We start from the raw sequence: 12,941 nt of genomic DNA, 5'->3' as shown, positions 1-12,941 counted from the left end.
TCCACCATGCACCGCGCCCGCCCGATGGAGGCGCAATGGTTTACGGATGCGGACGCACCATGCCGGAAATGCCGACCTTGGCCGCCACCTGCGCACGCAACTGCTCGGCATCGCCACGGTTGGCCACCGGGCCGACCCGCACGCGGTTGAGCGCGCCCTTGTCGGTCCGCACCTGTTCGACGAAGGCACTGAAACCGGCGGCGCGCACGCGGTCGCGCAAGGCGTCGGCGTCTTCGGCGCGCCCGAAGGCGCCCAGCTGCACCGCAAAGCCGACCGAACTGGCCGCAGGGGCTGCCGGCGCGGCGGGCGCCGCGACGACCGGCTTGGTCGGCTCGGGCTTGGCCGGCTCCGTTTTCGCCACCTCCGGCTTGGCCGGAGCGGGCTTGGGCGCTTCGGCCGGCTTGGGCGCGGCGGCCACCGGCTTGGCCGGCTCTGGCGGCAGGCTTTCGGTCTTGGTCGGTGCGGCGGTGCTGGCGGCGGCCACGCTGCTGCTGGGTTTTGCGGCCGGGGCCGGTGCCGGCGTCGGTGTGCTGGCTGCAGGCGCTGGCGCGGCGGCGTTGGCATCCAGCGTCACCACCTGGGCGTTGACGTCGCTGCGCACCTTTACCGCCTGCAGGCGCGCCGATTCGGCCTGCGCCTGGTCGACATACGGCCCCACGCGCACGCGCCAGGCCGGGCGGCCGTTGATCTGGGTCTTTTCGCTGAAGCCGGGCAGCTGCGCCTGCTTGAGCCGCGCCAGCACCGCGTCGGCGTCGGCGCTGGTGGCGTAGGCGCCGAAGTTGACCGCGTAGTTGCCGGCCGCCACCTCAGGCGCCGACGGCGCGCTGGACGGGTTGGCCAGATCGGCCGCGTCCGGGTTGTCCTGCACCGCAGCCGGCGCCGAGCCGGCGCCGCGCATGCCCAGCGCGCCACCGGCAGGCGCATCGCCCGGGGTGACCAGCGGCAATTCGCGGGTTTCGAACTCGCCATTGGCCGGTGCGGCAGGCGCCTCCAGCGGCACATCGGCCACGCCGCTCGACGGCGCAGGGCCCTTGACCAGCATCGGCAGGAAGATCACGGCAAGCGCCACCAGAACGATGGCGCCAATCAGTCGCTGTTTCAGAGCAGTATCCACGTAGAGAGACGAGAGGCGGCGTGGCGGGGTGCCGCGGCGATTATAAGGCCGCAGCCGGGCTACCGACCCGGGTGGACTGAACGAAGTGCGCTTAGGGCGTCGGCAACGGTATGAAACGAGCCGAACACCAGCACCCGATCGCCCGGTGAGGCCTGCGCCAGGACCGCGCGCAGTGCGCCCGCCACATCGCCGTGGCAGGCCGCCTGCGCTGCGGCACTGCCCTGCAGACGGGCCTGCAAGGCCTGCGCCGACTGCCCCCGCGCACCGTCCAGCCCGGCCAGGGCCCAATGGTCGACCTGCGCGCCCACCGCCTCCACCACGCCCAGCACATCCTTGTCCGCCAATGCGGCGTAGATCGCATGGGTGGTGCCGGTGTGCGCCTGCGCGCCCAGCGCATCGGCCAGCGCGCGCGCGGCCTGCGGGTTGTGGCCGACATCCAGCAGCACCTGCACGCCATCGATGTCGCTGCGCTGCAGGCGCCCGGCCACCCGTGCATTGGCAATGCCCTGCGCCCAGGCGGCATCGGGCAGTTCCACCGGCAAGGCCTGCAACGCGGCGATCGCCGCAGCGGCGTTGGCCAGTTGCACCGGCGCCTGCAAGGCCGGCATCGGCAGCTCCAGGGTCACCGCGACATCGCGCCAGCGCCACTGCGGCGCGTCGGAGTGCTGCGCCTCGATCGACTCGAAGAAATAATCGCTGCCGGCGCGGATCGCATTGGCGCCCAACTGGTAGGCCCGCCGCAACACGCTCGATGGCGGGTCGATTTCGCCCAGCACCACCGGCTTCCAGGCGCGGATGATGCCGGCCTTCTCGGTGCCGATCGCCTCGCGGTCCTCGCCCAGCCAATCGGTGTGGTCGATATCCACGGTGGTGATCACCGCCACATCCGAATCAATGATGTTGACCGCGTCCAGGCGCCCGCCCAGGCCGATTTCCAGCACCGCCAGGTCCAGCCCGGAGCGCTGCAGCAGCCACAGCGCCGCCAGCGTGCCGTATTCGAAATACGTCAGTGCGGTCTGGCCACGTGCCGCTTCGACGGCGGCAAAGGCGTCCACCAGTTGCGCGTCGCCGGCCTCGTTGCCGTCGATGCGCACGCGCTCGTTGTAGCGCAGCAGATGCGGCGAGGTGTAGCTGCCCACCTTCCAGCCGGCGGCCTGCGCGATCGCCTCGATAAAGGCCACGGTGGAGCCTTTGCCATTGGTGCCGCCTACGACAATGACATGCGTGGCTGGCGCTTCAATCTGCAACCGCGCAGCGACCTCGCGCACGCGCTCCAGGCCCATGGCGATGTTCTGCGGATGCTGCTGCTCGATGTAGGCGAGCCAGTCGGAGAGGGAGTCGGTTGCGTTCACGGTCAGGGCTGCGCGAGAAGAAGCGCATTATCGCCGTTTGCCGGCGCGCAGCGCATATCACCAGGCACGCCGGCAGATCGCGCACCGTCGCATGGGCCGACAGGGCGCGCGCGCCTCAGCCAGCAACTGGACGAGCGCTGTCGCCCGCAGTCAGGGGACATCGGAAATGGACGCAATGCGCATGCCCAACACGGAGCGTTGACCGCGCAACAGCACCGAGACGCGCTGCTCGGGATGACGCCGATACTGCGCTTCGTCGATGCACAGATGGCCCGGAAAACGATGCGCGAGCGGCCCGCCACTCAACCGGTATTTGCACGCTCGCGCGCCGGGCATGGCGGCGGTCTGCATGACATGCGTCTCTTCGAAATCGACACCGGCGATGCGGGTGTAGACCCAGGGCCCACCTCTGGCCAGCACCAGCCAGCACAGCAATCCCAAGAGCGGCGGCGCCAGGCAGAGCGCCATCACGGTGTTGAACAGCTGCTTGCCAACGACCGCCTTCCACCCGCCGATGCGATAGGCCGGCGCGACGATCGATACCGTCAGACCGCTTCCCAGCAGCAACATCGGCGCTATCCAGGCCCGACCGGACAGGAAAGGCGCAGGAATGAAGTCGGAGAACGCCCCCAGCGCCAGCAGGCCGGACACGCTGCCAGAAACAGCGTAGCGAAGCGCCCTGGGCCACCTGGCAATTGTGCCGATATCACAGGCCACGGTCTCATCCAGCGTCCGTGCCGGGCATTGTCTTACAGCGCCCGATGCTTGGCTTCACCAAAAAACGGCGTGTGGTGCGCGCAGTCGTTGAGCCGCACCACTTCCAGGTGATCCACGTCCTCGCCTTCGAGCAGGTTGAGCGTGGTCGGTGCCTGGCGGAAGGTCCACAGCCGGGACAGCGGCAGGCCCAGGATCTTGCACAGGATCACGCGGTTGACCGCATCGTGCGCGACCACCAGCAAGGTGTCGGCCGCGCCCAGGCCTTCGGCCGCGCGCGCCAGGCCGCGCCAGCTGCGGTCCAGCACCTGCCGCAGGGACTCGCCGCCGGGCATCAGCACGGTATCGGGCTCGTCGCGCCATGCGCGCAGACGTGCCGGATCCTTGTCGTTGATCTCGCTGGCCAGCAGGCCTTCCCATTCGCCGTGGGCGATTTCCTGCAGGTCTGCATCGGTCTGCAGCAGGCTTTCGCGGTTGCTGCCCAGCGCCAGCCTGGCGGTGGCCTGCGCACGCGACAGCGGCGATGCCACCGCGCGGGTGATCTCCAACGATTGCAGACGCGCGCCGAGGGCAGCGGCCTGGCCTTCGCCGACCGGCGACAGCGGGATATCGATCTGGCCCTGGTAACGGCCTTCGGCGTTCCACGGCGTCTCGCCGTGACGGGCAAGCAGGATGCGCATGCGCGAGAGATTCCTTGGGGAAGGGGCCGGCTCGCCGCAGCGAAACGGGAGCGCATGATAACCCCTCCCGCTGCGGCGCCGGCCGCCCGCGTCGGCGCACGCCGAGTTCCGGCAACAGCTGCGGTGCCGGAGCGACTTCCGGCATGACCCAACGCAAATACCGGCTATCCATGGCGATCGTGCGGGTCATCGCCGGATCGAAGATCCCGTTGCAGCTCACCGACGCCCGGTTGCCGTCGAGGCCAGAACAACCCCGCCTCCCCTGCGCGTCCATCACCGGTGCGCCCCCGGCGCCGGCTCAGGCGCGCCCGAATGCCGGATCGCTGCGGCTGGGCCTGCCGGTTTCCAGATGCCCGGCCAGGCGGCGGCGGAACACCGCGCCCGGCTGTTCCAGCACCAGGTCGTACCAGTGATCACTGGCAGCAAGCGCCAGACGCACGGTCTGGCGCTGACCTGCAGCCAGGTGCAGCGAGCGCGCGGTCGGGTCTGCATAGTCCAGCGCGCGCAGTTGCAGCGTGCACGGCTGCTGCCCGGCATTGCCGATGTCCAGCACCAGCACCTCGCCGTCCTGCCGCGCCTCCAACCATGGCGCTGCCGATTGCGTCCCGGCCGCAGCGAGGTCGCCGGCGAATTCGCGCAGGAAGCCATTGGGTCCATGCACGCTCAGCGCATAGGCACCGTTGTGCGCAGCGCCGACCGGCACATCGTCGAGGCGGGTGCCGGGCAACACGGTGTAGTACCACGGGCCCCCACTCGCAGCGCTGGTGTAGACGTTGAACGCGGCTGCCGCAGCGCCGCTGTTGACGAACTGCAGCTGCACGCCGCCGTCGCCCTGCTCGCGCGCATGCACCTGCAAGGCATACGGCAACGCGCGCGCCGGACGTTGTCCCGGCTCCTGCCGCGGCATGCTGGCCTTGGCCGGCGGCACCGGTAGCGGCTTGTTGCGCACCGCGGCGGTGCGCGCGCGGTAGTCGTCGACCGACGGCAACGCGCTCAGTGCCGAGTCGTCCGGCTTGCGGAAATCGAACACGCTGGTGAGATCGCCACTGACCGCGCGACGCCACGGGCTGATGTTGGGCTCGGCCACACCAAAGCGGCGTTCCAGCAAGCGCAGCACCGAGGTGTGATCGAACACCTGCGAATTGACCCAGCCACCGCGCGTCCAGGGCGAGATCACCAGCATCGGCACGCGGATGCCCAGCCCCATCGGCACGCCCTCGTAAACCTCCCCGCGCGTATCGACATTGCTCCGCCCCATGCGCGCATCCAGTGCCGGCAGCGCTGCGGGAACGTGATCGAAGAAGCCATCGTTCTCGTCGTAGTTGATGATCAGCGCGGTCTTCGCCCACACCTGCGGATTGGCGGTGAGCGCATCGATCAGGCGCGCCACCAACGATTCGCCATAGGCCGGCGGCGCTTCCGGATGCTCGCAGTACGCGGTGGGCGGCACGATCCAGGACACCTGCGGCAAGCGATCGGCCTGCACGTCGGCGGCGATTGCGGCGACCAGATGATCGGCCTGCGTGGTGGCGGCATTGTCTGCAGTGGACCCGGGCACGCAGGCACGTGCACGTCGGTAACGTTCGTCGCCGGGGTGCAGATCGCGGTAGTGCGAAAAATACGCCAGCGAGTTGCAGCCGAAGTTGTCGTACTCCTGGTAAACGCGCCAGTCCACACCTGCGGCCTGCAGGCGCTGCGCATAGGTGGTCCAGTCCATTGCCGCATAACCGGGCTTGTCGCGCGCCATGTCGGCAGTCCAGTTGCCGTCGTCGGCATTGGTCACCGCCTGCGCACCGAGATTGCCCACGCTCGGGCCGCTGGTGCCGGTGAACAGGTACATGCGATTGGGATTGGTCGGCCCGTGCAACGAACAGAAATAGCCATCGCAAATGGTGAACGCATCGGCCAGTGCGTGGTAGTACGGGATGTCGTGACGCTGGAAATATCCCATCGTCAATTCGCCCTTGTACGGCACCCAGGCGTCGTACTCGGCCCAGCGCGCCGGGTCCTGCCCGTGGCCGGCTTTCCACGAGTGATCCAGGCTCTTGATCAACGGCGCACAGGTGTCTTGCGAATCGAAGGCGAATGGCAGCAGGCGACGACCATCGGCGGCCGGCTGGCTCCATACCGGGTGACCGTCGCGCAGCTGCAACGGGCGCGGATCGCCGAAGCCGCGCACGCCGCGCAGCGCACCGAAGTAATGATCGAAGGAGCGGTTTTCCTGCATCAGGATCACCACGTGTTCGATGTCGCGCAGCGTGCCGGTGCGCGAGTTGGCCGGCAGCGCGAGTGCGCGGCCGATCGAGGACGGCATGGCGCCGGCGGCGGTCAGCGCGGCGACGCGCTTGAGGAAATCGCGGCGCGAAGGGGAGGACGTCATGGCTACGGAACCTGCAGGAAATACGTGTACGTCGCCGCACTGTGCGGCCGGGTACGACACGTATAGCGGGCAAGCACGACAGTTTTGCGACAGCCACCGTCATCAATGTTTCATACGTCGTTGACACCCTGCGTCGCGAAACGCCGGTCCTGCACCGCGCGTTGCCCTCAGCCGTGCTCGAACAGGATTCCCCCATGACTTCCGCTCGCCGTTTTCATGTCACTCCGCTGGCGCTTGCCCTGGCCGCGCTGCTCCCCGCCATCGCCTCTGCTGCCACACCGGCGGCCGATCCGGTTGCCGGTGCAGATGCGCCGGTAGCCGATGCCCCGGCCAGCGTGGCCGATGCCGCCACCAACGCCACCCAGCTGGACGCGATCAACGTGGTGTCGCAAGGCAGCACCCGCCAGGTCCAGCGCATCAGCCGGCAGGACATCGAGCAGCTGACACCGGGCAGCAGCGCCTTCAAGGCAGTGGAAAAGCTGCCAGGCGTGCAGTTCCAGTCGGCCGATCCGTTCGGCACCTACGAGTGGTCCACGCAGGTCACCCTGCACGGCTTCGATCAGAGCCGGCTGGGTTACACGCTCGATGGCATTCCGCTCGGCAACATGAGCTACGGCGTCACCAACGGCCTGCACATCACCCGCGCCATCATTTCGGAAAACCTCGGCTCGGTGGAAATCGCGCAAGGCGCCGGTGCGCTGGGCACTGCGTCCAACACCAACCTTGGCGGCACCATGCAGTTTTACTCGGCCGACCCGCAGAGCACGCCGGGCCTGCGCCTGGTGCAGACGGTCGGCAGCGATGCCACGCGCCGCACCTTCGTGCGCGGCGACACCGGCGATCGCAACGGCTTGTCGGCGTACCTGTCATATGCCAATGCCAGCACCGACAAATGGAAGGGCTTCGGCGACCAGCAGTCCGAGCAGGCCAACCTCAAGACCGTCTACCAGTGGGGCGACGGCAACCGTCTGAGCCTGTTCGTGGATACCTCGCGGCGCAAGGAATACGACTACATGGACCTGTCGTTGACCAGCCAGCGCGCACTGGGCTGGGACTACGACTACCTGCAGCCGGATTGGGCCACCGCCGTGCAGATGGCGCGTGCGTATCAGAACACCGGCGCCACCAGCGGCTTGGCCAACGGCTATCCGCAATCGCTGGCCGGGCTGCCCGACGATTACAGCTGGCTCGATGCCAGCTACTACGCGGGTGGCGGCCTGCGCCGCGACAACCTGGCCGGGCTGTCGGGCACGTTCGTGTTCGGCGGCGCCACCCTGGATGCCACCGGCTACTACCACGGCAATCGTGGCGAAGGTCAGTGGGTGACGCCGTATGTACGCACCTCTGCGCAGGTGCCGCTGTCGATGCGCACCACCGACTACGGGCTGGATCGTTTCGGCGGCACCAGCGCCTTGAAATGGGCGTGGGGCAACCACGATCTGGAAGTGGGCCTGTGGGCGGAAAACGCACGCACCACGCAGCAGCGCAACTACTTCGCGCTCGGCAACGAGGGCTATACCTCGCTGTACAACGTGTATGAAGCGCAGACCCCGTTCCGTCGCGATTTCCTGCAGCGCTACACCACCCAGACCCGCATGCTGTACCTGCAGGACACCGTGCGCCTGCTCGACGATCGGCTGACCCTCAACTACGGCGCGAAGGCGCTCAGCACCACCACGCGCGCGCAATCGCTGGTGCCGACCACCGCACTGGCACAGGGCCGCATCCGTGCCGAAGACAACTTCCTGCCGCAGGTCGGCGTGAACTACAAGCTGGACGAGCGCCAGGACCTGTACGCCTCCTACAGCAAGAACATCGCCGCGTTCGGCTTCACTCCGTTCGGCACCTCGCAGGCGGCGTTCGACCGCAGCCGTTCCACGCTGGAACCGGAAGAATCACAGACCGTGCAGGTGGGTTACCGCGTGCAGGATGCGCAGTTCCAGCTGTCGGCCGATGCCTATTTCACCAAGTTCTCCAACCGCTTGTTGACCACCTCGCCGTGTACCGCCGTGCAGACCTGCGCGGCGATCCTGAGCAACGTCGGCGCCGTGCATAGCGCGGGTGCCGATCTGGCCTTGATGTGGCGCCCGGTGGAGGGCCTGAGCTGGTTGAACTCGCTGTCGTGGAACCGCTCGCGCTACCAGGACGATTACCTCAACAACGGCGTGGTCGCCACCTCCGGCAAGGACGTGGTCGGCATCCCCGCGTTGATGTTCTCCTCCAGCGCCAGTTACCAGCTCGGCAACCTGCGCCTGGATCTGGACGGCAAGTACGTCGACAAGCGCTACATCACCTTCCTCAACGATTCGCAGGTGCCTTCGTACTGGCTGTTCAATGCCGGCGCGCGCTACGACTTCGGTCGCGTGGGCGGGGTGGCCGATGTGGCGTTGGCGCTCAACATCACCAACCTCACCGACAAGCGCTATTTCGCCAGCACCGGCACCAACGGCTATGTCGCCTCCGATCCGGATGGCTACAACCAGACGATGGTGGTCGGCGCACCGCGGCAGTATTTCATGAGTCTGGATGTGAAGTTCTGAGCCACCGCCGCCCCTCCTCTCGGGCGATAAGACACAGCTTGCGCACCCAGGCGCGCGTGCTTTGGAGCGTCCCGCCGCGGGTGCGGGCAGCGGCGCGGAGCGGGGGCGTTGAGGGTGAGAGTGAGGGTGACGCCGATCATTCATCCTGGCGACGCGTGGCGACGCGCTTGCCATCGCAGGCGGCGACAAATCTCTGAGGCGCCCCTTCATCCGGCGCTGCGCGCCACCTTCTCCCGAGAGTAAACGGACGGCACCGGCCCTACCCCGCCATGAACCGGGTCAGCCGACATCACTCACTCCCGCACCGCCGCATGGCCGCGACCTCCCGCCGCATATAATCGCCGTCTTACTTTCACTCAGCAGGTCCCGCCAGATGGCGCAGACGATGAAGGCGCTGGTCAAGCGCGAAGCAAACAAGGGCATCTGGCTGGAACAGGTCGCCATCCCCAGCCCCGGCCCCAACGAGGTGCTGATCAAGCTGGAAAAGACCGCGATCTGCGGCACCGACCTGCATATCTACCTGTGGGACGAGTGGAGCCAGCGCACCATCAAGCCCGGCCTGACCATCGGCCATGAGTTCGTGGGCCGCGTGGCCGAGCTCGGTTCAGCGGTGACCGGCTACCAGATCGGCCAGCGCGTGTCGGCCGAAGGCCACATCGTCTGTGGCCACTGCCGCAACTGCCGTGGCGGCCGCCCGCACCTGTGCCCCAACACGGTCGGCATCGGCGTCAACGTCAACGGCGCCTTCGCCGAGTACATGGTGATGCCGGCCAGCAACCTGTGGCCGATCCCCGACCAGATTCCCTCGGAGCTGGCCGCGTTCTTCGACCCTTACGGCAACGCCGCGCACTGCGCGCTGGAATTCGACGTGATCGGCGAGGACGTGCTGATCACCGGCGCCGGCCCGATCGGCATCATTGCCGCCGGCATCTGCAAGCACATCGGTGCGCGCAACGTGGTGGTCACCGACGTCAACGACTTCCGCCTCAAGCTGGCGGCCGACATGGGCGCCACGCGCGTGGTCAACGTGTCCAAGACCTCGCTCAAGGAGGTCATGGCCGACCTGCACATGGAAGGCTTCGACGTGGGCCTGGAAATGAGCGGCAACCCGCGCGCCTTCAACGACATGCTCGACTGCATGTACCACGGCGGCAAGATCGCCATGCTCGGCATCATGCCGCGCGGCGCCGGTTGCGACTGGGACAAGATCATCTTCAAGGGCCTCACCGTGCAGGGCATCTACGGCCGCAAGATGTACGAGACCTGGTACAAGATGACGCAACTGGTGTTGTCGGGTTTCCCGCTGCACAAGGTGCTGACCCACCAATTGCCGATCGACGATTTCCAGAAGGGCTTCGACCTGATGGAAGAAGGCAAGGCCGGCAAGGTCGTGTTGAGCTGGAACTGATCGACCAATACGCTTCAACGCAAAAGGCGCCGCAAGGCGCCTTTTGCATGTCCATCTTCAGAGCACTGGCTACGCAGCAGGCAAACTCACTGGTTGAGGGCGCGGCGCCTTTGCCGCTCGCGGGACACGCGGTGAATCCATCCCTGCAGGCGCCTTGGCGGCATCCATCCATGCCGCCAAGGGTTCCGCAACCGGCAAGGACACCGCACCAGAGAAATAGTCTGTGACCGCATAAGAAAACGCTTCGCCCAACCTACATTGGATATTGAGCCTGCACACCATTGTCGAACAGCGCGCATCAAGCACTGCTCCTACCGTGCACACCGACCATCTCGACTGGTCCTTGCCCGCTCACCATCGCGGGACCCTACGCGGCATGGATGCCGCGTAAGAGCCTACAGGGACGTACTTGCGGCGTGTCCCGCGATGGTGGGTGGGCAAGGGCCCTGCAGCCAGGCAGCAGATCAACCGCTCTACGATTGAGCTATCGCATCGGCGACTGCTTCAACGACCGACCATCTCGACTGGTCCTTGCCCGCTAACGATGCATCACTCAAAGACAAAACCAACGAGATTTGAGCCTCGGTGTCGTTCAACTTCAGGCACTGAAGAACCCAGGCATCAACTCTTGCCGCCTCACCACTACCACTGCACGGCTGAGTCGTTAGAGCCGCTGTTCAAGCGATTGCCATCACGGCATCACGGCCAGGTAACCGTGGCAGTCGCCACCAGATGGTTCTGCGAATTCTGCCGACCGAAGCCGAATTCCGCCGCCTCGCTGGTGTCGTAATAGCCAACGCTCAGGCCCAGCGGACCGAAGGCCTTGCCGACATTCACGCCGAAGTCGTTGTAGTCGTGGTCCACCTGACTCAGCGACGAGGTATAGACGCTGTGCCCCGCATGCGCGCCGAAGGTGAAGTCGTAGGGCAGCGACCAGTTGGCATCCAGCGCGTAGTAGTAGCCATCGGTCTTGGTGCCGTAGAGATCGTTGGTGTAGGCAACGGTGAGGCTATAGGTTTTCAGGAACGTGGTCTTAGTGATCAACTCGGCGTAATTGGACGCACCCGCTCCCAGGTACTGGTAGCGATTGACCATCACATCGAAATTGAAATTGGTGCCCAGATCGGTGTTGTAGCCGACAAAGCCATCCACTTCCCAATCCGGATCGCCGGCACCGTAGTCGACGTTGGACGTCCAGGTGCCGATGTACAGGCCGAACGGCGTCTTGTAGGTGAGTCCGGCCTGGAAGGCGGGCTCTTCATTGGTCTGCGAAATACCGCGGAACAGATAGTCGCTGGTCACCGCAAAGGTGCCGCTGAAGGAAGAAGCGGGGGCTTGTTCGTCCTGCGCCTGTGCCAACGGCACCACACCGAGCAGCAGCAACGACAGACAACACGCGAGCGAGGACGGCTTCATGAACATCTCCTGGAACGATGGGCGGTCGGATTGCGCAAGGCGGGACTGCCATGACTTCTTAGTCCAACCGTCATTGCAGCGCAACATACACGTCGCGCTCGCTTGACCCAGCGCACACGCTCGAGCGCAGATGACGCTGGTCAGCGTTCTGTCTCATCGACCGCCCGCGCGGAATCTTGATGGGCCGGGAGTGGAGATTGGGAGTTAGGAATTCGCAACAGCAATGCGCACCGCTGCCGACCACTAGTTCCAATTCCCTATTCCCGATTCACCATTCCTGGCTGGCGCCAGCCAGCCCAAATCAGACCGGAAACACCCCGTAATGCCGCGCGGCCAGCCGCAGCTGCTGCCCGGGCTGAAAGCTGCCCGCCGATGCCGGCAGCTCCACTTCCACCTCGTTGCCTGCCGGCTCCAGCGTTGCACGCAGACGCAGACGCGCCCCGCTGCGCTGGGACCAGGCCACCGTGGCCGGCCAGCCGGCATCGTCCGGCACCAGATCTTCCGGCCGCACGTAAACCTCGACCGGGCCGGCCGCCAGCGCGGCATTCGCCGCCGGCAAGGCATGCCCGGCGACTTGAATCTGGCCTTGCGCCAGCACGCCGGGAATACGGTTCACCGCCCCCACGAACGAATACACGAACGGCGAAGCCGGCTTGTCGTAGATCATCGCCGGCGTGTCGAGCTGCTCGATGCGGCCACGGTTGAGGATCGCCACCCGGTCGGCCAGCTCCAGCGCTTCTTCCTGGTCATGGGTGACGAACACCGTGGTCAGGCCGGTCCGCTCGTGCAGTTCGCGCAGCCAGCGGCGCAGATCGCGGCGCACCTGCGCATCCAGCGCACCGAACGGCTCGTCCAGCAACAGTACGCGCGGCTCGATCGCCAATGCGCGCGCCAAGGCCACACGCTGCCGCTGGCCACCGGACAGCTGGGTGGGATAGCGCTGCTCCAGGCCCTGCAACTGCACCAGCGCCAGCAGCTCCTCCACCCGTGCGCGGATACGCGCTTCGGCCCAGCGCTCGTTGCCGCGTCGCACCCGCAGGCCGAACGCGATGTTCTCGAACACGTCCATATGCTTGAACAGCGCGTAGTGCTGGAACACGAAGCCGACCCGGCGCGACTGCACGCTCATGCGGGTGGCGTCTTCGTCGCCGAACAGCACCTGCCCGCCATCGGCATGCTCCAGCCCGGCCATGATCCGCAGCAAGGTGGTCTTGCCCGAACCGGACGGCCCCAGCAAGGCCAGCAACTCGCCCTGACGCACGTCCAGGGTAATGTCGTCCAGCGCGGTGAACGTATCGAACTGCTTGCGCAGGCGGTGGATGCGGATGCCCATGTTC

At 66.5% G+C, this 12,941-nt stretch carries 9 protein-coding genes and 1 pseudogene; 2 read left to right on the top strand and 8 right to left on the bottom strand.

What is annotated here, in order from left to right; genetic code table 11:
- Positions 1-40 precede the first annotated feature (40 nt).
- From AC06DU_RS05090 to AC06DU_RS05065, 6 genes and pseudogenes are all read right to left on the bottom strand, one after another.
- Positions 41-1,114, bottom strand: a complete 1,074-nt coding sequence (locus AC06DU_RS05090) for an SPOR domain-containing protein (protein WP_126965176.1) — start codon at positions 1,112-1,114, stop codon at positions 41-43.
- Positions 1,115-1,173: 59 nt separating this feature from the next.
- Positions 1,174-2,466, bottom strand: a complete 1,293-nt coding sequence (gene folC / locus AC06DU_RS05085) for a bifunctional tetrahydrofolate synthase/dihydrofolate synthase (RefSeq protein WP_478203713.1) — start codon at positions 2,464-2,466, stop codon at positions 1,174-1,176.
- A 150-nt stretch (positions 2,467-2,616) separates the two neighbouring features.
- On the bottom strand, positions 2,617-3,117 hold the full coding sequence (locus AC06DU_RS05080; protein WP_104553638.1) for a hypothetical protein: 501 nt from the start codon (positions 3,115-3,117) through the stop codon (positions 2,617-2,619).
- Positions 3,118-3,215: 98 nt separating this feature from the next.
- Entirely contained in the window at positions 3,216-3,860 is a 645-nt protein-coding gene (locus AC06DU_RS05075) for a histidine phosphatase family protein (protein WP_016902223.1), read from the bottom strand.
- A gap of 94 nt (positions 3,861-3,954) precedes the next feature.
- Positions 3,955-4,155, bottom strand: a pseudogene (locus tag AC06DU_RS05070) (S46 family peptidase); the annotation flags it as partial.
- A 3-nt stretch (positions 4,156-4,158) separates the two neighbouring features.
- On the bottom strand, positions 4,159-6,240 hold the full coding sequence (locus AC06DU_RS05065; RefSeq protein ID WP_478203712.1) for a phosphocholine-specific phospholipase C: 2,082 nt from the start codon (positions 6,238-6,240) through the stop codon (positions 4,159-4,161).
- Between the two features lie 194 nt (positions 6,241-6,434).
- Between AC06DU_RS05065 and AC06DU_RS05060 the strand changes: the two genes are divergently transcribed.
- Together AC06DU_RS05060 and tdh are read left to right on the top strand one after the other, a co-directional pair.
- Positions 6,435-8,780 (top strand): TonB-dependent receptor, encoded by a 2,346-nt coding sequence (locus tag AC06DU_RS05060; RefSeq protein ID WP_478203711.1) that lies wholly within the window; start codon positions 6,435-6,437, stop codon positions 8,778-8,780.
- A 373-nt stretch (positions 8,781-9,153) separates the two neighbouring features.
- The gene (tdh, locus tag AC06DU_RS05055) at positions 9,154-10,188 is read left to right on the top strand and encodes an L-threonine 3-dehydrogenase (protein ID WP_184379655.1); all 1,035 of its coding nucleotides are present in this window, start codon (positions 9,154-9,156) and stop codon (positions 10,186-10,188) included.
- Between the two features lie 699 nt (positions 10,189-10,887).
- On the opposite strand, the gene AC06DU_RS05050 is transcribed toward tdh, so the two are convergent.
- Both AC06DU_RS05050 and AC06DU_RS05045 read right to left on the bottom strand, forming a co-directional pair.
- Positions 10,888-11,604, bottom strand: a complete 717-nt coding sequence (locus AC06DU_RS05050; RefSeq protein ID WP_478203710.1) for a TorF family putative porin — start codon at positions 11,602-11,604, stop codon at positions 10,888-10,890.
- A 301-nt stretch (positions 11,605-11,905) separates the two neighbouring features.
- Positions 11,906-12,937, bottom strand: a complete 1,032-nt coding sequence (locus AC06DU_RS05045) for a sulfate/molybdate ABC transporter ATP-binding protein (protein WP_016902217.1) — start codon at positions 12,935-12,937, stop codon at positions 11,906-11,908.
- Positions 12,938-12,941: the final 4 nt, after the last annotated feature.

The organism is Xanthomonas sp. NCPPB 3200 (genome assembly GCF_056393585.1).
This window is presented reverse-complemented; position numbering and strand designations above follow the sequence as displayed.